Genomic DNA, 22,051 nt, shown 5'->3' with positions numbered 1-22,051 from the left:
CGGCGTGTCGCTGTACAAACACGGACGCTCGCGAGAAAGAGAGAAGAGAAAGGGGAAAAGCTAGAAGCGGCCGCCGCCGTAGCTGCGGCTCGACGAGTTCGACGACCCGCCGTAGGACGTTGGCCGGCCCGGGCTGCGGCCCCCGCCCCAGCTGCCGCCATAGCCTCCACCGTATCCGCCGCCCCAGCCGCCGCCGAACCCGCCGCGCAGCACGTTGCCGATGATCACCCCACCGAGCACCGAACCGAAATCGGAATTGCGGGCGTACTGCGGCGCATAGCTGCGCTGGGCGGATTGCACGTCGCTGTTGGCCAGCGACTGTGCTTGTGCCGCAAGTGAAGCCGCGCCGTTGGCATGGGCCATCGCCTCGGTCGGGTCGGTGGTCTGCTTGGCCTGGGCGGCTTCCAGTTGCCGCTTGGCCTCGGCCAGCCGGGTGCGCGCCTCCGGGCCGATGCTGCCCCGCCGGGTGTCGATGTAGTCCGACACCGACTGCACCCGGGTCTGCGCCGTCGACAGTGCCTGGGCCAGCATGCGAGCCTGAGTCTCGTCCTCCTGGCGCTGGTGGGTGACGGCGGCCAGCACCCGGTCCAGTTCCGCGTCGGCCGCCGTCAGCCGCACGAAGGTGCCCAGCGGATCGCCGGTGCCGTTGGTGCGGGCGTCGTCGGCGGCCTTGGCGGCGACAGTGCGTGCCTTGGTCAGTTCGTCGGCGTGCGGGGTGCCCGGCTGGGCCAACTGCTGGGCGGCCTGATCGATGCCGGTCTGGATGTCGGCGATGCGATCCGGCAGGTCGGCGACCGCGCGGTTGATGTCGGTGGCCGCGCTGTCGACGGCGTCGAGCAGCGTCTGGGCCTGGCCGAGTGCGCCCTCGGTGGCGCGTACGGCGTCGACGAGCTGCGTCTGGTCGGTGGCCGGCTTGCTGATCAGGCCGCGTCCGGCGGTGATGCTCTCGTCGGCGAACGTCAGCCGCTGCCTGGCGGTATCCACGTTCCCCGACACCGAGGACAGCGCGGTGTCCGAGAACTGTTGGTGCAAACCGGCCAGCGTCTGCGCGGTGGGATCCAGCCGCGCCGACAGCGCCACCATCTGCTGGGTCAGTCCGTCGAGCCGGTCGGGTGCATTGATGACCAGGTCCCGTAACTCATGGAATGCCTTGTTCTGCGACTCGAGCTGTTGATCCGCCTTCCCGGCGGCCACCACCACGCTGGTCAGCAGGCGGCGCTGCTCGAGCGGCGGCTCCGGCGAAGCGTCGTCGAGGGTCTGCCGGACCGAGAATGCCTGGGCCAGCGCGGCTTTGGCATTCGCCACGGCGTCGGCGAAGGGCTTGGTGCGCTCGGCGCCGAACTCCTCGACCGCCAGCTGCAGTTCGCTCTCGGAGGTGCGCACCGCATTGTCGACGTCGACGACCATCTGCTTGGACAGCTCATCGAGCGCTTCCAGCGGCACCGACGCCAATGCCCGTTCGTCGGTGGGGTCCAGCCGTTTGGCCGCTTCGACATCGGCCCGGTGCCGGCGGCGGTGCCGCGAGCGCATCCACCACCACAGCAGCACCGCGAGCAGGACCAGCGCCGCGGCAGCGATCAGCACCGCCCTGCCGGAGATCTGCGTGCCGCCACCGGACGGGGGCTGGGCGTTGAGTCCGTTGGCCGCGTTGATGGCCGCGCCGGCCCAGTCGTCGTTGCGCAGGGCGGGCGTGATCTTGTCGCGCCGGACGCTGTCGATCAGCGACGAGGAGCCGCCCGTCATCGAGGGGTCGACGTTGAACGCGAACGAGCGGTCCTGCGTGGCGATGGCCAGCAGCGCATCGTCGGTGCCCAGATCGCTGAGCCGTTCGGTCTGCTTGGACCAGTCCAGCCAGCCGAGGTCGTCGAACGACTTGACGTAGACCACCCACAGTTTGATCCGCCGGTCGTTGAACAGTCTGTCGACGGCGGCCTGGACGTCACGCTGCTGCGAGCCGGACAGCACCCCGGCGTTGTCGGTGACCTGCTGTTGCACCCGGAACGGCGGCTCGGCGACGGCGGCCGGCGCCGAGAGCAGACCGGTGAGCAGGACGACGAGCAGCAGTGGCAGAAGCCGGACGACGTGCATGAAATGCAATCTAGTGGCTGCGACCGACACGGACCGTTGAATGGTCGGCGCACCCTGGCAGACTGGGGCCCGGTGATGAGCAACGAGCAGGGTGGGTACGGGCCGTTCGACCGGGAACGGCTCGTCGCCGAGGGGCCCAAGAGCGCCGGAATCCCCGGCTCGGACACCGAATTCCGCAGCGACTTCGCCCGGGACCGCGCGCGGGTGCTGCACTGTGCGGCGCTGCGCCGGCTGGCCGACAAGACGCAGGTGGTGGGTCCCCGGGAGAGCGACACCCCGCGGACCCGGCTGACGCACTCCCTCGAGGTCGCCCAGATCGGGCGGGGAATGGCCATCGGGTTGGGCTGCGATCCCGACCTGGTGGACCTGGCCGGTCTGGCGCACGACATCGGCCATCCGCCGTACGGGCACAACGGGGAACGGGCCCTCGACGAGATTGCGTTCGCCCATGGCGGGTTCGAGGGAAATGCCCAGAACTTTCGGATTCTGACCCGGCTGGAACCGAAAGTGATTGACGCCGAAGGTCGTTCGGACGGCCTCAACCTGACCCGCGCATCCCTGGACGCCGTCACCAAGTACCCGTGGCCCAGGGATCCCGGGCGCAGCGGCCCCAGCAAGTTCGGCTTCTACGACGACGACCTGCCTGCCGCGCAGTGGGTCCGCGCGGGTGCACGGTCGGCGTGGCCGTGCCTGGAGGCCCAGGTGATGGACTGGGCCGACGACGTCGCCTATTCCGTCCACGACGTCGAGGACGGCGTCATCTCCGGGCGCATCGACCTGCGGGTCCTGGCCGACGGCGACACCGCGGCGGCCGTCGCCAAGCTGGGTGGTTCCTCGCACGGCGCCGACTTCGACGACCTGCTGGCCGCCGCCGAGCGGCTCTCGCAGCTGCCGATCGTCGCCGCCGTGGGCAAGTACGACGGGACGCTGACCGCGTCGGCGGCGCTCAAGCGGCTCACCAGCGAACTGGTCGGCCGGTTCGCGAATGCCGCCGTCCGGGAGACGCGCACCGAGGCCGGGCCCGGGCCACACCGCCGCTACGGGGCGGACCTGGCGGTGCCGCCGATCGTGCGCGCCGAGGTGGCGGTCCTCAAGACGCTTGCGCTGCAGTTCATCATGTCCGATCCCACCCATCTGAACATCCAGGCCGAGCAGCGCGCCCGGATCCACGCCGTCGCCGAGGCGATGCTCGCCGGTGCGCCGGCCACGCTGGACCCGCGGTTCGCGCCCGAGTTCACGGCCGCCGCCGACGACGGGGCGCGGCTGCGGGTGGTGATCGATCAGATCGCGTCGTTCACCGAGACCCGTCTCGAGCGCTTCTACGCCACGCTGGACTGACTCCCGGGCACGTCGGCATCGAGTCAGCGTCCAGCGCGACGTTGTGCGAGTGGGCCTCGCCGTGAGCGCTGAGTCGATCAGACGGCCATCGGAAGAGAACCGTCGCGGCCCGTCCGTACACTGACCCGCATGGCTGGCCGCATCTCCGATCGCGACATCGCGGCCATCCGTGAGCGCACCCGCATCGAGGACGTCGTCGGCGACTACGTCCAGCTGCGGCGGGCCGGCGCGGATTCGCTGAAGGGGCTGTGCCCGTTCCACGACGAGAAATCGCCGTCGTTCCACGTCCGGCCCAACCACGGCCACTTCCACTGCTTCGGCTGCGGCGAGGGTGGCGATGTCTACGCGTTCGTCCAGAAGATCGAGCACATCAGCTTCGTCGAGGCTGTCGAACTGCTCGCCGACCGGATCGGCCACACCGTCACCTACAGCGGGGCGGCGGCCACCAATGTCCAGCGCGACCGCGGCAGCCGCAGCCGGCTCGTCGCCGCCAATGCCGCCGCCCAGGAGTTCTACGCCGCCGCGCTGGAGTCGCCGGAGGCCGCCCCGGCCCGGCAGTACCTGACCGAGCGCAACTTCGACGCAGCCGCAGCGCGGCTGTTCGGCTGCGGGTATGCCCCCTCGGGCTGGGACAATCTGACAAAACACCTGTTGCGCAAGGGATTCGAATACAAGGAACTCGAAGCGGCGGGGCTGTCCAAGCAGGGCAAGCGGGGGCCGATCGACCGGTTCATGCGCCGGTTGCTGTGGCCCATCCGCGGCTCGGCCGGAGAAGTGATCGGCTTCGGCGCGCGCCGCCTCTACGACGACGACCCGATGACCGCCAAGTACGTCAACACGCCCGAGACCACGCTTTACAAGAAGTCGAACGTGTTGTTCGGCATCGATCTGGCCAAGCGGGACATCGCCAAGGGGCATCAGGCCGTCGTCGTCGAGGGCTACACCGACGTCATGGCGATGCACCTGGCGGGCGTGACCACCGCGGTGGCCTCGTGCGGCACCGCATTCGGCGACGAGCACCTGTCGATGCTGCGCCGACTCATGATGGACGACAACTTCTTTCGCGGCGAGCTCATCTACGTGTTCGACGGCGACGCCGCCGGGCGGGCAGCAGCGCTGAAAGCCTTTGACGGCGAACAGAATCTGGCCGGTCAGTCGTTCGTAGCCGTCGCCGCCGACGGTATGGACCCGTGCGATCTTCGGCTCAGGCAGGGCGATACGGCGCTGCGCGATCTGGTGGCCCGACGCACGCCGTTGTTCGAATTCGCCATCCGCACAGCGCTTTCCGAGATCGACCTGGATACCGCCGAGGGCCGGGTCTCGGCATTGCGGCGCTGCGTGCCGATGGTCGCCAAGATCAAGGACCCGACGCTGCGCGACGAGTACGCCCGCCAGCTTGCGGGGTGGGTCGGCTGGGACGACGTCGGACAGGTGATCGCACGGGTTCGCGAGACCGCCAAGGGCGGCCGGGCCGACAACGGCCGGGGCCGGCCCCGGGCCGCGACGACGGCCGCCGCGGCGACGGGCCCGGCGGGGGAGACTCGTCGGCCGGACCCGCGTGATCCCACCCTCTGGCCGCAGCGAGAGGCGCTCAAGGCCGCGTTGCAGTACCCGGCGCTGGCGGGGCCGGTGTTCGACTCGCTGGCCGTCGAGGGCTTCACCCATCCGGGCTATGCGGCGGTGTGCGGGGCCATCGCGGCCGCCGGGGGAACCGCGAGCAGCCCGGGTGGCGCGCAGTGGATCGACGCGGTGCGCCAGCAGGGGCAGGCCGATGCGGGGCTGATCAACGAGCTCAGTGTCGAGTCCATCCGAATGGACGACGAGGAGAAGCTGCCGCGTTACATCGGCGGTGTGCTGGCCCGCCTACAAGAGGTATGGATCGGGCGGCAGATTGCCGAGGTCAAATCGAAGCTGCAGCGGATGTCGCCGGTGGAACAGGCCGACGAATACCACGCCGTCTTCGGCGACCTGATCGCCCTCGAGACCTACCGCAAGAGCCTGCTGCAGCAGGCCAGCGGCGATGATGTCGGGACATGACCACCGTTCAGCGGTTACCCTTGCAGCCATGGCATCCATGAAGCGGACCCGTCGCGCCGTCGCTGTCGGCGCGTTCCTGCTGGCCGCCGGGGCGGCTCCGCTGGTTTCGGCGCTGACCGAGACCGCCGTCACGCCGCAGGCCGGCCAGGGTCAGTGCCTGGCCTGGTTCGGGGCCCGGGACACCGGCAAATGCATCGGCTGGGCCAATACCAGTGCCCCGGCCTGGTCGGTGGGCACCAACGGCGTCTACATCAACCCGGCCCAGCCCGGGCAGTCGGTCCTGCCGCCGAGCCACCCCGGCTACGGGGGCTGACGGCTACCTGCGGCGTCCCCGGCTCCGCGCGGGGACCTGCGGCGTTTCCAGGATCGGCTCTACCACCACGGTCTCGTCGTCGATCTGGATCTCGGTCAATTCAACGATCCGGGGATCGGGCGACACCTTCTCGGCGATCTTGCGGCGCCCGGCGTCGATCACGGACTTGGTCGCGGGACTCTGCGTGATGGCCCGGGCGGTCGCGGCGATCTGCTCATAGCGTTCGCGGCCGGCCTTGGTGCCCAGCACGTAGCCGACCCCGAGCACGGTGAGGGCGCGTAACACTGATGGCCTCCTGGGCGGTCGAACCGGATCGTCGGGCTCCATCCTGCCTCACCGAGCTGGGTGCCGAAGCCCAGGCGCGGTGAGCAGGCGATTCCCGGGTAACCGGCCCGATGCGCTAGAGTCAACGCTCGGTCCGCGGGCACGTTTCGCGGCCGAGTGCATTCCCCTGTAGCTCAATTGGCAGAGCTCCCGACTGTTAATCGGGCGGTTATTGGTTCGAGTCCAATCGGGGGAGCCAGGTCACTGAGGTGCCGACGGCGGGAGAAGTTTCCGACGTTGCGGACACTCTCGGACCGCTTCGATGAGAGCCTTGGGCCGTGTCGGCCACCAAGCATGTCGTCCTGATTCATGGCAATTGGAGTCGTGGCGAACAGTTGGCGGGCGTTCGCGCCGCCTTCGAACAGCGCGGGTTCACCGCGCACACACCAACACTTCGCCATCACCAACTGCCGATCGACGACGGCGCGATGAAGATCGCGTCACTGAGCCTTCGGGACTACACCGACGATCTTGTCGGTTTGGTCAATTCCCTGGATTCCCCACCGCTCTTGGTCGGCCACTCGATGGGCGGCCTCCTCGCGCAGCTGGTCGCCGCACGGACGCACCATATGGGCCTGGTCGCTGCATGTCCCGCTCCAGCGGCAGGCATCAACGCTTCGACGCCTGCCAACAGACGCATGGCCCTGCCGTTCTTCTTCCGGCTCCGTCCCTGGGCCAAACCGGTACCGCCGCCTGAATACGACCGTTGTCGCGAGTGGATCGCCAACACGCAGACCGAGGAGACCGCGCGTGAGATTCACGATGGCCTGGTGTGCGAATCCGGTCGGGTGCAATGGGAGTTGCTGCTCGCGGTACTCAGGCTTTCCAAGTCCACCGTCGTCGACTACTCGGCGATCACAACCCCGGTACTGGCGATATGGGGCGAGTGCGATCACATCGTGCCGGCCGGAGCTGTACGTCAGGCCGCGACCCGGTATCGGCACGGTACTTCGGTCGAGATTGCCGGGTCCGACCACATGGTGTTCTCGGGCGCGGCCCTACCGGTGACGATGGGCCACATCGACGACTGGATGCTGAGAAACCGCCTGTTCTCGGTGTCGGGCGGGCCCTCGATGTGAACCCGCCATCATTCGTTCCCGTATCCGGAGGGCAGGATGCGCCACGGCGCACATGACCGAAGGTGCGAATCATGGCACGCAGATTCTTGGCGACCAGTGCGGTCGCCGGCATGGTCCTGATCGGCGTCGCGGGGTTGGCCAACGCCGAGCCGAACTCCGGTGATCCGAGTGCGCCGGCAACACCCACGACCACCACCACGAACGCCCCCTACCAGCGCCCCGGCTACTGACGTCGGCGATGAGTTCCCCGGCCCACCCCGGTCTTCATTGGTATACCGAAGCTGGATGGAGGCCACGTGAGCAGAACCAACCTGTCGATGTCGATCTCGGCCGACGGCTATGTCGCCGGTCCCGATCAGGGCGAGGACAACCCGCTGGGGGTCGGAGGCCCGCGGCTGCACCAGTGGCACCTGGGCCCGGCCGCGGATCACCCGGTCAATCGGCAGGTGGTCTCGGACATGATGGACGGGATGGGCGCCACGATCATGGGGCGCAACATGTTCGGCCCGATTCGCGGTGACTGGGGGGATTCGGATTGGCAGGGGTGGTGGGGCGACGAGCCGCCGTATCACTGCCCGGTGTTCGTCCTGACGCACCACCCGCACGAACCGATCGAGATGGCCGGCGGCACCACGTTCCATTTCGTCACCGACGGGATCGAATCGGCGTACGCCCGGGCGCAGACCGCCGCCGGCGACCGCGACATCTCGATCGCCGGCGGCGCATCATGTGCCCGGCAGGCGATTTCGGCAGGGCTGGTCGACGAGATCGATCTCCAGATCAGCCCGGTGATCCTGGGTACGGGTGAGCGCCTGTTCGACGGATTCGCGCCGGGGACTCCGAACCTGGAGCTGGTCCGCGTACTGGAAGCCCCGGGGGTCGCACACCTGCGCTACCGCGTCATCCGCTGAGTCAGCCCGCCCACACGTCCTCGACGTAGTGGTCGGAGGCCACCAGCGCTTCGAGCCAGACCTTCGCGGCGTCGTCGTCGGCACCGGTCCGGTCCCGGTAGATACCGAGGAACGCCTGCCGGACCGCGGGTGCCATTCGCGCGCCGTCACCGCAGATGAACACGTGGGTGTCCTTGGCCGGATCGCCGAGCAGGGCCCAGACCTCGTCGGCGTCGGCGGCAATCCGATCCTGCACGTAGCGGACGCCGTCCTGCGGGGCGCGGGAGAACGCCGGCCGCATTCGCACGATCCCGAGGCGTTCGCCCTCCGCGAACAGATCGCGGAAGATGTAGTCGACGTCGGGATCGCGAACGCCGAAGAAACACAACGCCGGCGCGAACGGCGCACCCGCGTCCTTGGCGGCCAGCCGATCGCCCAGGAAGCCGCAGAACGGCGCGACGCCGGTGCCCGCACTGACCAGGATCACGTTCTTCGCCGGCTCCGCGCCCGCCCGAAACGCCTGCCGGGCCGGGTCGACGCGGGCCCGGATCTGGGTGCCGGGGGCCACCCCGGCGAGATGATTGGAGGCGACGCCCTTGAACACGCCGCGGCCGGAGCGGGCCGGGGTGTCCAGCACGCTGACGATCAGGGCCACCTCGTGTGGCGAGCGCTTCGACGACGATCCGATCGAATAGTGCCGCGGCGTCATCGGTTCCAGCAATTCCAGGAGTTCGGCGCCAGTGATCGCGCAGGCGGGGAACTCCTGCAGGCATTCGATGACGCTGAGCGCGCACGGCTCTTCCGAGTCGGCGAGTTGTTGTAGCTGTTCCTTCTCCGGTGCGCAGGGATTGGAGTTGGCCAGCTTGCGTAACTGACTGTGCGTCACCGGTTTACGCAGTTCGACGAAATGGGTCAGCAGTTCGTGCACGCTGACCTCCCGGTCCAGGGCGATGAGCCGACGCGATGTGCGGCGCGGGTTGATCGACAGCCGCAGCTGCGGGTCGATCCCCAGGGCATCGGTCACCGCGTCGACCAGTTCGGGCGGGTTGTCCGCCAGCACGGTCAGGTGATCGCCGGTGGAGTACTCGATAGTGTCCGGCAGGCTCACGCGCACATACCTTTTGGCCTGCCCCGGCACGTTGACCAGTTCATCATTGAGCACCACGGTCATCGGCTCGACGTTGAATCGGGCGTCGATGGCCGCGGTCACCGGACCGAAGATCGGGTGCAGGTCGTAGAGGGGCTCGTCGTCGGCGGTCACCGGGGCTGCGTTCGGATCGCCGAAGTGCTCTGACAACGCCGCCCACAGCGCGGTGGTGAACTCCTCGAGAGTACCGGTGAGATCACCCGAGGTGTCGGCCGACGCGCGCGGAACCAACGCGGTGGCACCCAGTGCGGTCAACCGTTCATCGATCTCCTCGGGGATGGCCTGATAGGTGTCGGCCCAGTTGTGATCCCCGACGCCGAGCACGGCGAACAGCGGATTGCCCTGCAGGGCAGTACTTTCCGCAGTCAGCCAGGTCATGAAATCGCGCGCGTCGTCGGTCGGCTGGCCGTTGTACGACGACGCGACGATCAGGACGGCATCGGCGTCGGGTAGCCCACCGGCGGCCTGGTCCAGCGGTCCCACCGTCGCGGTGCAACCGATATCGGCCGCCTCCTCGGCGAGTTGTTTGGCCAGCGCCCGGCAGGTGCCCAGGTTCGAGCCGTGCAGCACGGCCAGAGTGGTGCCGGCCTTGATCGGGCTCACCGCGGCGGTGGTCGCCGGCTGGGCGGTCGGTGCCGGGGTCGCGCGACGGCGCTCGTCCGGGGTGCGCCGGACCAGGTCCAGCTGGAAGCCCACCGGCCGTCGACTGCCCGGGGTTTCCCAGTGCAGCACATAGTGTTTGGAGTCGATCAGGCGGTACCGGTGCACCAGTCGCGCGATCGCCATGGCCGCCTCGTGCAGGGCGAACTGGCGCCCGATGCAGGACCGCTCGCCGGTGCCGAACGGTTTGAACAATGCGGTGGAGCGCTCGGCGGCCCGGTCGGCGTCGAAGCGTCCCGGGTCGAACAACTCGACGTTGTCGCCCCACTGTGGTTGCCGGTGCAGCGCACCGGTCAGCACCGTCAGGGCCTCCCCGCGCTTGATCGGATATTTGCCGCCGATGACGGTGTCCTGCAACGCCATCCGGTCGAAGTTCAGCACCGGCGGGGATAGTCGCAGCGTCTCGCTGATCACCTGGCGCAGGTACGCCAGTCGGCCGATGTCGTCGTAGGTCGGCACGTAGTCATCGTCGGTTCCGAACACCTCGTCGACCTCGTCGCGGACGCGCGCGAGCACCGCGGGGTGGTGCACCAGGTTGTAGACCGTGGTGGGCATCAGTTCCGACGTGGTCAACTGCCCGGCGATCAGGAAGGTCATGATCTGGTTGCGGATGTTCTCGGTCTCGAGCAGTGGTGCACCGTCGGGACCCTGCCCGAGCATCACCGTCAACAGATCCTGGGACGTGCCGTCGGCGCGGTGCTCGGCGATCAGGTCGTCGAAGTAGGCGTGCAGGGTTGCCTTGTCGGCGTCGAATCCCGGTGTGGTGCCGTTGGTTACGGCCTCGATGAGCGCGGACATGAAGGTCTGCGGGATGGGGGCCAGGCCCTCGTGGTCGTACGAGTCGAAGTGGGCGCCGAACCCGGCCAGGCCCACGGTGTCCATTGCCAGCTTCTGCAGATCACCGGATACGTCGACGGGGTGGTGGCCCACCGCCGCATCCCAGCGGGCGATCAACTGCGCATTGATCTCGAGCATCGCGCCGTGGTAGTTGCGCAGACCGGCGTAGCTGAATCCGGGCAGCAGTACGTCGTGGGCCTTCTGCCAGTTCGGCTCGCCGTGGTACGCGGTGAACAACCCGTCGCCGGCCAACGCGCGAACCCGGGCCAGCGCTCCGGTCAGATTCTTGGCGAACCGAGTCTCATCGCAGAGTTCCTCGACCAGCTCCAGCGAGCACGCGTAGAGCTTCCGAAAGCCGCTGTGGTCGCCGTAGAACAGCGGCCCGTACAACTCGCCGAGCAGGTCCACGGGCAGTGCGTACGGCCGACCGGCCAGATCCGCCGCCGACGGAAGGCCGGCGACCGTGGGTACGTCGTCGAGCTCCGGGGGCAGCGACGGTGCGAACTCGGGCATGCGCGCAGCATAGGCGTCGCGCTACGGGACATGCGCCCGGTTGATCTACAGAGCAGATCGGGGTGTCGGCTCACACGCCGGCCGGCACCCGTCCGGCAGCCCCCATCTCGTGCCGCAGCGCGGTGAAGTCGGAGATCGTCTTGGTCGCCACGGTGGCCACGGGTCGGGCGTCGCGGCCGGTGGCCTCCCGCTTCGACACCATCACCACCGAATCGATGTAGGGCTGGATGGTGGTCGCGTTCTGCACCGTGGCCACGATGACGAGCTGGAAGCCGAACTTGCGGAACGCCTGCAGCGCCTGCTGGGCGAACTGCGGGTCGGACTTGGAGAACGCCTCGTCGAGCATCAGCTGCGCGAACACCGGTTTGTTGTCGCCGGATTCAGGCGATGCCAGGTTGAAGCTCAGCGCGCCGGCCAGGCAGAACGCCATCAGCTTCTCCTGCTCGCCGCCGGAGTTATCTCCCGCGTTGCTGTGGGTGCGGATCAGTTCGTCACTGTGCGCATCCCATTCGGCGCAGTCGAAGGTGAACCGGTTGCGCACATCCAGCGCGTCGCGTGTCCACGCCTTGTCCTCGGGTGCGGCCGACGCCAGCCGGTTGCGCAGCCGCAGGATGTCGGCGTACTGGTCCAGGATCGCCTGTTTGTCGCCCAGGCCCACCTCGGCGATCCGGCCGGAGATCTTGCGCACGATGTCGGTCAGCTCGGACACCGCCGTCAGCGCGCGCGGGGTGGCGCGCAGGGTCAGCCGGGTGCCGCGGTTGAATTCGACGGAACCCAGACCGGTGTTGACGCGGGCGATCTGGTCGCTGATGCGCCGGGTCTCCTGCTCGGCCACCCGGTGCAGGGTCAGGATGGCGTCGGGTGCCTGCTCGGTCACCAGTCGCATCATCCGCTCGTAGGCCTCGGGCAGCTCGCGTTCGTCGATGTGACGGCACAGCGCGACGTAATCGTGCACCCGCTCGTCGAACACCTCGCTGTCGTTGGGGATCGCGTCGGGGAACGCGGTGTCGAACGTGTTGAGGATGCGGGCCAGCTCATCGTAGGAGCGCCTGCGGTTTTCGCGCAGTTGCTCGCGTTCGCGGCGGATGGCGGCGAACAGCGCCTCGCGGTGCGGCTCGGGCCCGAGGACCTCGAGCGGTACCGGCAGCGCGGCCGCGTACCGGTGCAGCAGCTCGGTCAGCGGCTCGGAGACGAACGCCGGGGTCAGTCGTTCTTCGAGCTCGAGCAGTTGGGTGCGACGGCTGTCGAGATCGTCGCGGCGGGTCTGGATCGCTCCGCGGCGGGTCATCAGCGTCTGGATCTCCGACCAGCATTCCTCGGCGCGCGCCGACAGGGCCTCGATGTCGGGATGGTCGGCCAGCAGGATCTCGAACTGCTCGCGCAGCCGGTCGGCATGGTTGTCGGCGGTCTCGGAGTCGATCTGGTTCCACTGCGGAAACTGTTCGCAGATGGCCTTGTTCGCCGCGGCCCGGTCGCGCCACCGCTGCCGCTCGGCGGCGATGTCGTCGGCGGCCCGGCGGGCCTTCTGGTAGGCCTCCTCGGCGGCCGCGAGGTCGACGGTGAGGGCGTCGATCTTGTTGGTGACGTCGCCCTGGAAGATGTATTCGGATTGGCGCAGCGGTCGCCGGTCGTCCTTGACGGCCAGCCGGTCGGAATCCTTGTACAGGCCCGTGTCGGTGACGGCGCGGCGGAACCGGCTGAACACGTCGGGGGTGTCGACGCAGGTGTGGTCACCGGCGGCGGCGACGATATCGGCGGCCTCGGCCGCGCACGGATGCGTCGCGTCAACGACGAAGAGCTTGCCCGCCAACGTGTTCGGGTCCGCCTCGGTGGGTACGGCACCGACGAGGGCGGCGCGCACATGGTGCAGTTGCAGCCGTCCGCGCATGTCGGTCTCGTTGACGAAGCGCAATACGGCCGCGTAGTGCCGGTCGGGCGCCAGCAGCCGCAGCCCGACCCCCCGCAGCACCTTCTCGACGGCGACGCGCCACCGGCTGTGCTCGGGCCTCAGGTCCAGCAATTCGGCGACATACGGTAGTTCGGCGGCATCGAGTCCGACTGCAGCACAGATGAATTCGCGCATCGTAATCGCGGATTCGGGCAGCGCCGAGCCGACCTGTTCGACGCGCTTCAGTTCCTTGGTGGCCGCGTCGCGGGCCATCCGGGCCACCTTCTGGGTGTACTCGGCGTCGGTCGAGGTTTCCCGCCCGCGGTCCAGGCGGGCCAGCAGTTCGGTGGTCTGCGTCGTCAGTTCCTCGCGCAGGTTCCAGAATTCGTCGGCGGTGTCGGGGAATTCGATGTCGTGGGCGCCGAGCAGCATCTCGTAGGCCGCACGCCGGCGCGACACCTCCTCGGCCTGGGCCTCGGCGGCGGCCACCTGGGACTGCAGCGGACCGATGCTGGAACTGGATCCGCTGATCTGTGCGTTCAGCGAATCCGCTTCCGCCTTGGCCAGATTCAGCGCGCGGGTGACGTCCTCGTATTCGTTGCCGAGCTGATCGATGGTGTGGTCCAGCGACGTGATCTGCGCCGGGCACTGGGACAGCCGCACGTGGTCGGTGTATGCGCGCACCATGGGCGCGTCGACCAGGTCGATGATGCCCAGGTCGGAGGACTCCGAGGCGTAGCGCTGCTGGATCTTCTCGATGTCGCCGAGGATGGTGCGTTTGCGCTGCGCGACGGCCAGCAGTTCGCGCGCCTCCACCAGCGGGTCGATCTGCTTGAGCGCCTCGGGTAGCCGGGCCAGGCTCTCGGGTTCGTCGAGCATGAATTCGCGGACGAACTGCTCGAGGCCGCCGACGCTCTTGAGCGACTTGGCCTTGCCCAGCAGCTGCTGGGCGGCGTCGGAGGCGCGGATCCCGATGGTGGCGTAGAGCTGGGCCAGATACTGGGACTCCACCTTGGTGGTGAATCGCCAGTCGTCCTTGAACACCCCGGTGTCGAATCGGCCTGCGGCCCAACGGTTGCAGACTTCCTCGATATCGCGGTTACCGTCGGCCAGCACGAACCGGCTCGAGGAATCCGACCGGGAATCGCCGGTGAGCCACTTGAGCACCAGGCCGGTGACCGAGCGGCCGGTGTTGGACGTGTAGGTGACCGCGATGGCCGACCAGGCGGTGCCGTCGCCACGCAGGTACATCACCTTGCTGGTGGTGCCGTCGCTGCGCTGCCCCCAGGCGCCGCGGACGTACTTGTCGACGGTCCGCCGGCCGGCGCTGGACCCGGCCGCGGTGTTGTCGCCCGAGGCGTTGAAGTTGCGCCGGTTGAACGGCAGGAACCCGAGCGAGATCGCATCCAGCAGTGAGGATTTGCCACTTCCGGAGGCACCGGCGATCAGGGCCCCGCCGTCGCTGAACGGGATGTCGTGGTAGCCGTCGAAGACGCCCCAGTTGATGACCTGCAGGCGGGCGAGGTGGAACTGCTCAGTCATCTTCGTCCTCGAGTTCTTCGGAAGCTGCCCCGCCGTTCAGCAGCAGTTCGAACTGCTGCTGCAACTCCGTGATCACCGAGGCCGTCATCACCGCGGTGATCACCGGGCTGACGGTGTAGCTGTCCTCGTCGTCGCGGGTCCTGCGCAGGATGTCCAGCCCGGCCAGGCGGGCGATGGCCGCATCGATGCGGGTGGTGAAGGCCACCACGTCGCGGTCGACGCCGCCCGGCACGCCGGTGAACATGCCGTGCATCTCCTCACGGCTGATCACCACGTTCTGCCCACCGGAGGCACGCATCAGCTGGGCCAGGTGCAGCGCCAGGATCGAGTCGTAGGTGCCCAGCGGCTCACGCCGCAGAAGCTTGACGCCCCTGACGGATTCGTACCGGGCCTGCTCGACGAACGCGATGCCGCCGTTGTCGAAGACGCCCTCGACGACCCGCAGTTGCAGGTCCAGTTCGGAGAGTCGCACGCCGATCGGGCCGCGGTACTCGATCACCCAGCTGTACAGGTCGGCATCGGAGTCGGCGCTGATGTAACGCCGGGTCATCAGGTGCTGCAGCGCCCAGCAGGCGCGGTCGGGCAGTTCGCTGACATCGCCCTCGAAGCGGGGCCGCCGCGGCTGCGGGGTGCGCGCGCTCTGGTCGACGTGGGGGAGTGCGGACAGTGCGGCGATATCGACCGCGTCGGTGTCGGTCACTGGGCTCCTGCCAGGGTCGAGATCGGTTCGGTGAACATCAGACGGGGGACCTCCATCTCGCGGTCGCGCCCGTCGAGGGACTGGAAGCGCACGATCTGCGATTCCGCTGCGTCGGCCAGGCCCGGCTGCTTGAGAGCCCAGGACCACAGCACGATGACGTGACCCAGGTACGCCGAGTCCAGCAGGCCCACCGCGTCCGGCAGCGACAGCGGGCCGTCGACGATGGCGGTGTTGATCAGCTCCGACATCGCCGGCGCGTCGACCTGGGTGGTCAGTGCGGCGAAGCTGGCCAGGTCGACTTCGCCCTCCGCGGCTTGGGCCGGCTTCGGGTTCGACAGATCACCGATCCGGAAGCTCAGTGCCCCAACGGAACTGATGGTGTGGCGGGCCAGGGGCAGTTCGATGTCCAGCCGTGAATCGGTCAGCGACGACTTCAGCAGATTGCGGGCCGCGCCGATCGCGTCGCCCAGTTGGCGGGCCACCCCGCGGCTCTGCTCGAGGGTGCCGAACGCGGTGAAGCGTTTGACCCGCTGGGCGCAGCGCTGCTGGATGCGCTCGACCTCGTCGATCTGGTGGCCGACCAACTCGAAGAAGCCGGCCATCACGGTGCGCAGTGCCGGGTCCAGGGCGGGCAGCGCATCGGCGACGGCGAGGACATCGGCCTCGAACTCGGCCCGCTGGTCGGGATCGTTGATCATGCGCAGGAACGCGCGGTGCGAATCGCGGCCCTGCGAATCCCAGGCCGCCTGGTAGTCCTCGTACATCTGACGCTGCCGGTCGGCGTAGGCGGTGTTGCTGTCGATCGGTTCGTCCAGGGCGGCGGTGGCCTGTTCGATGAGGGTGCCGTACTGGCCGATGTCGGTGATCAACCGCTCCATCTGCAGGGCGATCGCGCGGGCCTCGTCGTAGGCGTCGGTCAGATCCGCATCGGGCCGCTGGAACCCGGCATGATTCTCGGAGTCCTCGAGCGCATCGAGTTCGGTTCGCAGGGCGGCGATCTCGGCCTCGATACCCGCACGGATGCGGTCGGGGTCGGTGCCGACCCGGATGGCGACCTGCTTGAGCCGGGATGCGATGCCGGTGATCGAACCGCCGGTGGCGATGGTGTCCTTGCGGCGCATGCCGCGCAGGAAGTCCAGGGCGCGCCGGGCCTCCTGGGTGAGATAGCACAGATTGCGTTCGTACCCGCTGCGGGTGTCGGCCACCCGGTGCAGCCAGCCCTGGCTGGCCCACGACTTGATCAGGGCGAGTCCGGATTGCCCGTCGGGGTGGCCGAGGCCGTCCAGGTCGCGTTCGAGCAGTACCACCAGCTCGGTCTCGGGGACGACACCGCCGGCCAGGTGACGCTCCATCAGGGTGGCGTAGAGGCCCAGGTTGTTGGCGGTCAGCAGCCGGACCGTGGGGGAGCCCTGGATCTCGCGATTGAGTTCGAGCAGCTCGGCAGCCGACAATGGTGTGTTGTCGTCCACCTGGCTCCTTCCTGTCGGTCTCTGGCCGGTCCAACTTAGGGCACGGTTCCGACAACCAGCGGTCGCCACGGTCGTGTCCGGGGGCGTGTCGTCGGGGCCGAGTCACAGGGGTCACAGGGGTTGCGCCTGCCACAGTGGTCACGGCGTCGGCGGCCCGCCGATGCGCTGCGCGCTGATTTCATCCGACAGCCATCGGTCGGCGCGTATCGGGTCTTGCTCGACTTCGCGGCTGGTCTGGATCGTGTCGCCACCGAGCGCGCCTGGGCCATGGATCACGCCAAGACGCTGGCTTCGGACCGCTTCGAAGAGGGCGCGGTCCTGGTCAACCTACTGATGAGCGACGGCGACATCGATGGCGCCTGGGACGCCGCCGAGCGTTACGGGGCAGGACTACGGTCGACGGCCGGCACTGATGAAGGCGCTGGACCGCAAGCGCCTCTGAGCGCCGCGGCGCGTGTAGAGAAACGTCACGCAAAACGCGCTTTCGCGTGCCAAGTCGACGCAAGCCGCGAAGGCGGGGCCTCAGGCCGGCAGGTGCTCCGGATGCAGCATCTCGGCGTAGCGCAGCTGCTCGGGGATGCCGAAGCCGTCGACCAGCAGCTCGGCATGGGGGCGCAGCCGTTTGCAGCGGTCGTTGATGCCGCGGGTGACGGCCTTGGCGCGTTCGGTCGACAGAAACCGGTGCTCGATGAACCAGGCCTTGTCGTCCTCCATCACACTCAGCGCGTACAGGTCGCAGACCATGCCGAGGATCTCGCGCGTCTCCTCGTCGGCGCAGGCGTCGATACCGGCGACGAACGCTTCCAGGATCACCCGGTCGATGTGCGCCTCGGCGGCGTGCAGCACGTGGTCCTGCACGGAGTTGAACGCCTCGAAGGCACTCATCTCCTTCGACTTGCCCTGCAGCCGGCGGGCCACCGAGGCGATCATGTACTCCTCGCGGTCCTCGAACATCTTGACCTGGGTGCCGCGGTTGAACAGCGATCCTTCCTCCTCGTTGTCCTGCCGGGTGTCGAGGATGGTCTGCATGATGGTCTGCGCCGCAGTGCGTTTGAGCACCCGCTCGCCGGCGAAGTTGGCCGCGAAGCGGACCCATTCGACCGGGCTCATCCCCTTGATGTCGTCGGCGTAGGCGGTCAGCAGCGCCTTGGCCACCAACTGGGTCAGTACCGTGTTGTCGCCCTCGAACGTGGTGAACACGTCGGTGTCGGCCTTCAGTGCGATCAACCGGTTCTCCGCGAGATAGCCTGCGCCGCCGCATGCTTCGCGCGCCACCTGGATGGCGCGGGTGGCGTGCCAGGTGTTGGCGACCTTCAGGCCCGCCGCCCGCGACTCCAGCTCGCGCTGCTCCTCGGGGTCGGGATCCTCGGCGGTCTGCAGGTCGTGGGTCTTGGCCACCAGTTCGTTCTGCGCGAACTGCAGCGCATAGGACTTGGCGATCAGCGGCAGCAGCCGGCGCTGGTGGGCCAGATAGTCCATGATGACGATCTCCTGACCGGTGTCCGGATCGTCGAACTGCTTGCGCTCCAACGCATATCGGGTGGCGATGTCCAGGGCGACGCGGGCGGCGGCACCGGCGCTGCCGCCGACGGTGACGCGACCGCGGATCAGCGTGCCGAGCATGGTGAAGAACCGGCGGCCGACGTTCTCGATCGGCGAGGAGTAGACCCCGTCCGCCGTGACGTCGCCGTACTTGTTGAGCAGGTTCTCCCGCGGTACCCGGACATGGTCGAACGTGATGCGGCCGTTGTCGACGCCGGGCAGCCCGCCCTTGTACTGGCAGTCGCCGGTGGTGACGCCCGGCAGGTCGTTGCCCTCGTCGTCGCGGATCGGCACCACCAGGCAGTGCACCCCGTGGTTCTCGCCGTCGGGGGTGATCAACTGCGCGAAAACCGCTGCGACACGGGCAGTCTGGGCCGCACCGCCGATGTAGTCCTTGCGCGACGACGGCGTGGGGGAGTCGACGACGAACTCCTGGGTGGCCGGGTCGTAGGTGGCCGTCGTCTCCAGGGACTGCACGTCGGAGCCGTGGCCGGTCTCCGTCATCGCGAAGCAGCCCAGCAGGTCCAGGTCGATGATCTTGCGCACGTAGGCCTCGTGGTGCCGCTCGGTGCCGAGGTTCTCGACGGCGCCGCCGAACAGGCCCCACTGCACGCCGGCTTTGACCATCAGCGACAGATCGCTCATCGCGAGCATCTCGATCTGGGTGACGGCCGCGCCGACATCGCCGTTGCCGCCGTGTTCCTTCTTGAACCCGTCCTCAGCGGCGCCGGCGGCGGCCATGATCTTGAGTTGCTCGCCGACCTTGGTCCGGGCGATGACGGTGTTAGGGGTGTAGTGCGGCTTGAAGACCTCGTTGGACAGCTCGGCGCGAACGCGGTTCTTCACGTCGCGAAAGCGTCCGTCGAGGGCGTTGCGCAGGTGTTCTGCGGTGGTGGTCATACCGCACGGTAGCCCGTTGCCGGATGAGGCAAACCTGAATTGGGCGGGGTCACAGCGCTGGAGAACAATCAGCCCATGACCGAGCTACTGGATCCGCACGAATTCGATCACACCCATGCCGACGTGAGCGGGGGCTGGTTGCGTGCCGCGACGTTCGGGGCGATGGACGGGCTGGTGACGAACACCGCGCTGATCGCTGGCGTCGGGGCGGCCGCAGGCGAGCACACCGTGCTGTTGTCCGGGGTGGCCGGCCTGGTGGCCGGCGCCTTTTCGATGGCGCTGGGCGAGTTCACCTCGGTCACCACGGCCAACGAACAGATCGACGCCGAGGTGAAGGTCGAACGCGCCGCCATCGAGCGCAACCCGGAGGCCGAGAAGGCCGAACTGGTCCGGATGCTGATGAAGAAGGGGCTGACCGAGGCGACCGCGCGCGACGCCGTCGAGGAGATCCACGCGGACGAGGACGAGGCCGTCGCGGTGCACCTGAGCAATGAGATCGGGATCCAGCCCGGCCATGAGCCCTCGCCGTGGGTGGCGGCCGGGTCGTCATTCCTGATGTTCGCGATCGGGGCCGTCATCCCGCTGATTCCGTACCTGCTGGGCCTTGGTTCGCTACCGGTCGGACTGATGTGCGGGGGTGTCGGTCTGCTGATCGCCGGCGCGCTGGCGGCGCACTTCACCAATCAGCCATGGTGGCTGGGGGCGTTGCGCCAGTTGCTGTTCGGTGCAATCGCCGTCGGGGCGACTTATCTCATCGGCGACCTGATCGGGGCGACGGTCTCGTAGCCGCCCGGTAGCGTCGAGCGGGTGGACCCGCATGCGCTGGAACCGACGAATCATGACCCGAGCCGGATCTTCGGCGAACCCTACGAGACGGGCGGGGTCACCATCATTCCGGTGGCGCGCACGGGCCGGAACCATGAGATGAGGCCCCTGGGCGTCTATGCGGTGCGCGACGACCAGGTCACCTGGCACGCGGCCGTCGATCACGAGCGCATCGCGCTGATCGGGGTGGCAACGGGGTTCTTCGCCGCGGTGCTGGGAACCATTGCCGTCATCCGCCGGCCGCCCTGGCCGGACCTGCGCCACGAGATCAGGTGAGGGCGCCGACCACCTCGTCCTGCATTTCCTCGACGGCCGTCTCGGGTTCGTCGACCCCAGCGAGATGCGGCCGGGTGGCCATCAGCACCACCGCGCCCAGGGCCACCGCGCCGGCGCCCACCCAGAACGGCAGGTGCACGCTGATCTGCTCGCCGAGCACACCGGCCAGCCACGGCGCCACGGCGGCGCCGGCGAACCGCAGGAAGCTGTAGGCCGCCGACGCCACGCCGCGTTCGACGGGAGCCGCTTTCATCACGGTCTCGGTGATCAGGGTGTTGTTGACGCCGCAGAACAGGCCGGCCACCACCACCGCGCTCGCCAGCACCGCGCGGTGGTCGGTCCCGACGGCCATCACCGCCAGCGTGGCCGTCATGCACAGCAGGTTGACGATCAGCGTCGGCAGGGTCCCGAACCGGCGTTGCAGTCGCGGGGCGACCACCACCGACGTGAACGCCAGGCACACGCCCCAGCCGAAGAAGATCAGGCCGATCCCGTGCGCTCCCATGTTCAGCGGGAACGGCGTGAACGCCAGCAGGGTGAAGAAGCCGAAGTTGTACAGCAGCGCGGTCACCGACACCCCGAGCAGGCCGCGGTGCCGCAGCGCGCGGAACGGATCGGCCAGCGTGGTGGCCTGCTGCGGGCGCGGGGTCTCCGGCAGCAGGAACGCCGTCACCGCCAGGGCCACCGTCATCAGTGCCGAGACGCCGAAGAACGGACCGCGCCAGGAGATCGATCCGAGCACGCCCCCGACCAGTGGCCCCACCGCGATGCCCAGGCCGAGTGCGGCTTCGTACAGGATGACCGCTTGTGCCACAGAGCCTTTCGCGGAGTTCACGATGGTTGCCAGGGCGGTAGCGATGAACAGCGCGTTGCCCAGGCCCCACAGCGCGCGCCAGCCGACGATGCCGGTGACCGTCGAGCTCATGCCGGCCAGGCCCGCGCCGACGATGATGATCGCCAACCCGAGCAGCAGTGTGCGCTTGGGACCGATGCGGCTCGACACCACGCCGGTCACCAGCATCGCCACGCCCATCACCGCCATGTAGGAGGTGAACAGCAGCGACACCTGCGACGGCGACGCGCCCAGGTTGTCGGCGATCGGCTTGAGGATCGGGTCGACGAGACCGATGCCCATGAAGGCGACGACGGAGGCGAAAGCGACGGCCCAGACGGCCTTTGATTGGCGCCACATAGCGCGAGTACTCCTCGGTTCAGGCGTTGGAGACGTTGTTCAGAAGGCGGCGCATGACGTCGATGGCAGCGCCGAGTGTCTCCCGGTCGGCGGCGTCGAGTTGTTCGATCGCCGGGTCGATGACGGCCGCGCGGTCGGCGCGAACCTGCGCCAGCGTGCGACGGCCGTCCTCGGTGATGGCGATGAGCACGGCACGCGCATCGCCGGGGTCGGCGGTCCGCGTGACCAGTCCGGCGTCCTCGAGGCGGCGGACCTGCGTGGTCATCGTCGGCTGCGAGCAGTTGTCCAGGGCGGCCAGATCGGAGATGCGGGCCTCGCCGCGGTCGTCGATGGTCGACAACAGGCGGGCCTGCGCCCACGGCAGGGGCATCCGGATCCGCTGGGTGGCCAACCGGTTGAGCCGGGAGACCACACTCAGCAGGTCCACGCCCAGGTCGGTTGCTGCAGCCATGTCCAACAGTTTACATAGGTTCACTATGCAGTCAACCGGG

18 protein-coding genes and 1 tRNA gene are annotated in these 22,051 nt (G+C 68.4%); 9 read left to right on the top strand and 10 right to left on the bottom strand.

The window, feature by feature from the left end:
• Positions 1-60: 60 nt before the first annotated feature.
• A complete protein-coding gene (locus U0R18_RS21435) occupies positions 61-2,088 on the bottom strand; it encodes a TPM domain-containing protein (RefSeq protein ID WP_526372271.1) in 2,028 nt (675 codons plus the stop codon).
• A 72-nt stretch (positions 2,089-2,160) separates the two neighbouring features.
• Between U0R18_RS21435 and U0R18_RS21430 the strand changes: the two genes are divergently transcribed.
• The 3 genes from U0R18_RS21430 (at position 2,161) to U0R18_RS21420 (ending at position 5,776) form a co-directional block, all read left to right on the top strand.
• Entirely contained in the window at positions 2,161-3,426 is a 1,266-nt protein-coding gene (locus tag U0R18_RS21430; RefSeq protein ID WP_526372269.1) for a deoxyguanosinetriphosphate triphosphohydrolase, read from the top strand.
• Between the two features lie 129 nt (positions 3,427-3,555).
• Entirely contained in the window at positions 3,556-5,463 is a 1,908-nt protein-coding gene (gene dnaG, locus U0R18_RS21425; protein ID WP_526372267.1) for a DNA primase, read from the top strand.
• Between the two features lie 28 nt (positions 5,464-5,491).
• Positions 5,492-5,776 carry a DUF7155 family protein gene (locus tag U0R18_RS21420; protein WP_526372265.1) on the top strand — a complete coding sequence of 95 codons (285 nt, stop codon included), beginning with the start codon at positions 5,492-5,494 and terminating at the stop codon, positions 5,774-5,776.
• 3 nt (positions 5,777-5,779) lie between these two features.
• Here the strand turns inward: U0R18_RS21420 and U0R18_RS21415 are convergent, their stop codons facing one another.
• Complete coding sequence (locus tag U0R18_RS21415) at positions 5,780-6,061, bottom strand: hypothetical protein (RefSeq protein ID WP_526372263.1); 282 nt, start codon at positions 6,059-6,061, stop codon at positions 5,780-5,782.
• Between the two features lie 162 nt (positions 6,062-6,223).
• On the opposite strand from U0R18_RS21415, the gene U0R18_RS21410 reads away from it, so the two are divergent.
• From U0R18_RS21410 to U0R18_RS21395, 4 genes are all read left to right on the top strand, one after another.
• A tRNA-Asn gene (locus U0R18_RS21410) sits at positions 6,224-6,299 on the top strand.
• A 79-nt stretch (positions 6,300-6,378) separates the two neighbouring features.
• Complete coding sequence (locus U0R18_RS21405) at positions 6,379-7,179, top strand: alpha/beta hydrolase (RefSeq protein WP_526372261.1); 801 nt, start codon at positions 6,379-6,381, stop codon at positions 7,177-7,179.
• 71 nt (positions 7,180-7,250) lie between these two features.
• Positions 7,251-7,409, top strand: coding sequence for a hypothetical protein (locus tag U0R18_RS21400; RefSeq protein ID WP_526372259.1), 159 nt, complete (start codon positions 7,251-7,253; stop codon positions 7,407-7,409).
• A 66-nt stretch (positions 7,410-7,475) separates the two neighbouring features.
• On the top strand, positions 7,476-8,090 hold the full coding sequence (locus tag U0R18_RS21395; protein ID WP_526372257.1) for a dihydrofolate reductase family protein: 615 nt from the start codon (positions 7,476-7,478) through the stop codon (positions 8,088-8,090).
• 1 nt (position 8,091) lies between these two features.
• Here U0R18_RS21395 and U0R18_RS21390 read toward each other — a convergent pair whose 3' ends face one another.
• The 6 genes from U0R18_RS21390 to U0R18_RS21365 all read right to left on the bottom strand — a co-directional run bounded on the left by U0R18_RS21390 (position 8,092) and on the right by U0R18_RS21365 (position 19,267).
• Positions 8,092-11,226 (bottom strand): bifunctional cytochrome P450/NADPH--P450 reductase, encoded by a 3,135-nt coding sequence (locus U0R18_RS21390; RefSeq protein ID WP_526372255.1) that lies wholly within the window; start codon positions 11,224-11,226, stop codon positions 8,092-8,094.
• 70 nt (positions 11,227-11,296) lie between these two features.
• Positions 11,297-14,656, bottom strand: a complete 3,360-nt coding sequence (locus U0R18_RS21385; protein ID WP_526372253.1) for an ATP-binding protein — start codon at positions 14,654-14,656, stop codon at positions 11,297-11,299.
• Complete coding sequence (locus U0R18_RS21380) at positions 14,649-15,356, bottom strand: DUF4194 domain-containing protein (protein WP_526372251.1); 708 nt, start codon at positions 15,354-15,356, stop codon at positions 14,649-14,651. Before U0R18_RS21380 ends, U0R18_RS21385 begins: the two co-directional genes overlap by 8 nt.
• Positions 15,353-16,825, bottom strand: a complete 1,473-nt coding sequence (locus tag U0R18_RS21375; protein WP_526372249.1) for a DUF3375 family protein — start codon at positions 16,823-16,825, stop codon at positions 15,353-15,355. Before U0R18_RS21375 ends, U0R18_RS21380 begins: the two co-directional genes overlap by 4 nt.
• Before the next feature lie 138 nt (positions 16,826-16,963).
• Positions 16,964-17,101 (bottom strand): hypothetical protein, encoded by a 138-nt coding sequence (locus U0R18_RS21370; protein ID WP_526372247.1) that lies wholly within the window; start codon positions 17,099-17,101, stop codon positions 16,964-16,966.
• A gap of 246 nt (positions 17,102-17,347) precedes the next feature.
• Positions 17,348-19,267, bottom strand: coding sequence for an acyl-CoA dehydrogenase family protein (locus U0R18_RS21365; protein ID WP_526372245.1), 1,920 nt, complete (start codon positions 19,265-19,267; stop codon positions 17,348-17,350).
• A 75-nt stretch (positions 19,268-19,342) separates the two neighbouring features.
• Between U0R18_RS21365 and U0R18_RS21360 the strand changes: the two genes are divergently transcribed.
• Positions 19,343-20,053: a VIT1/CCC1 transporter family protein gene (locus U0R18_RS21360; protein ID WP_526372243.1), complete on the top strand. Its 711-nt coding sequence runs from the start codon at positions 19,343-19,345 to the stop codon at positions 20,051-20,053.
• 21 nt (positions 20,054-20,074) lie between these two features.
• Positions 20,075-20,368 carry a hypothetical protein gene (locus U0R18_RS21355; RefSeq protein ID WP_526372241.1) on the top strand — a complete coding sequence of 98 codons (294 nt, stop codon included), beginning with the start codon at positions 20,075-20,077 and terminating at the stop codon, positions 20,366-20,368.
• On the opposite strand, the gene U0R18_RS21350 is transcribed toward U0R18_RS21355, so the two are convergent.
• Positions 20,361-21,560, bottom strand: coding sequence for an MFS transporter (locus tag U0R18_RS21350; protein WP_526372239.1), 1,200 nt, complete (start codon positions 21,558-21,560; stop codon positions 20,361-20,363). The genes U0R18_RS21355 and U0R18_RS21350 overlap by 8 nt on opposite strands.
• 19 nt (positions 21,561-21,579) lie before the next feature.
• The gene (locus U0R18_RS21345; protein ID WP_526372237.1) at positions 21,580-22,011 is read right to left on the bottom strand and encodes a MarR family winged helix-turn-helix transcriptional regulator; all 432 of its coding nucleotides are present in this window, start codon (positions 22,009-22,011) and stop codon (positions 21,580-21,582) included.
• Positions 22,012-22,051: the final 40 nt, after the last annotated feature.

The sequence above is a fragment of the Mycobacterium sp. genome (genome assembly GCF_046330795.1).
Lineage (GTDB): Bacteria > Actinomycetota > Actinomycetes > Mycobacteriales > Mycobacteriaceae > Mycobacterium.
The sequence above is the reverse complement of the archived record's forward strand: the minus strand, read 5'-3'. Positions and strand labels throughout refer to the sequence as shown.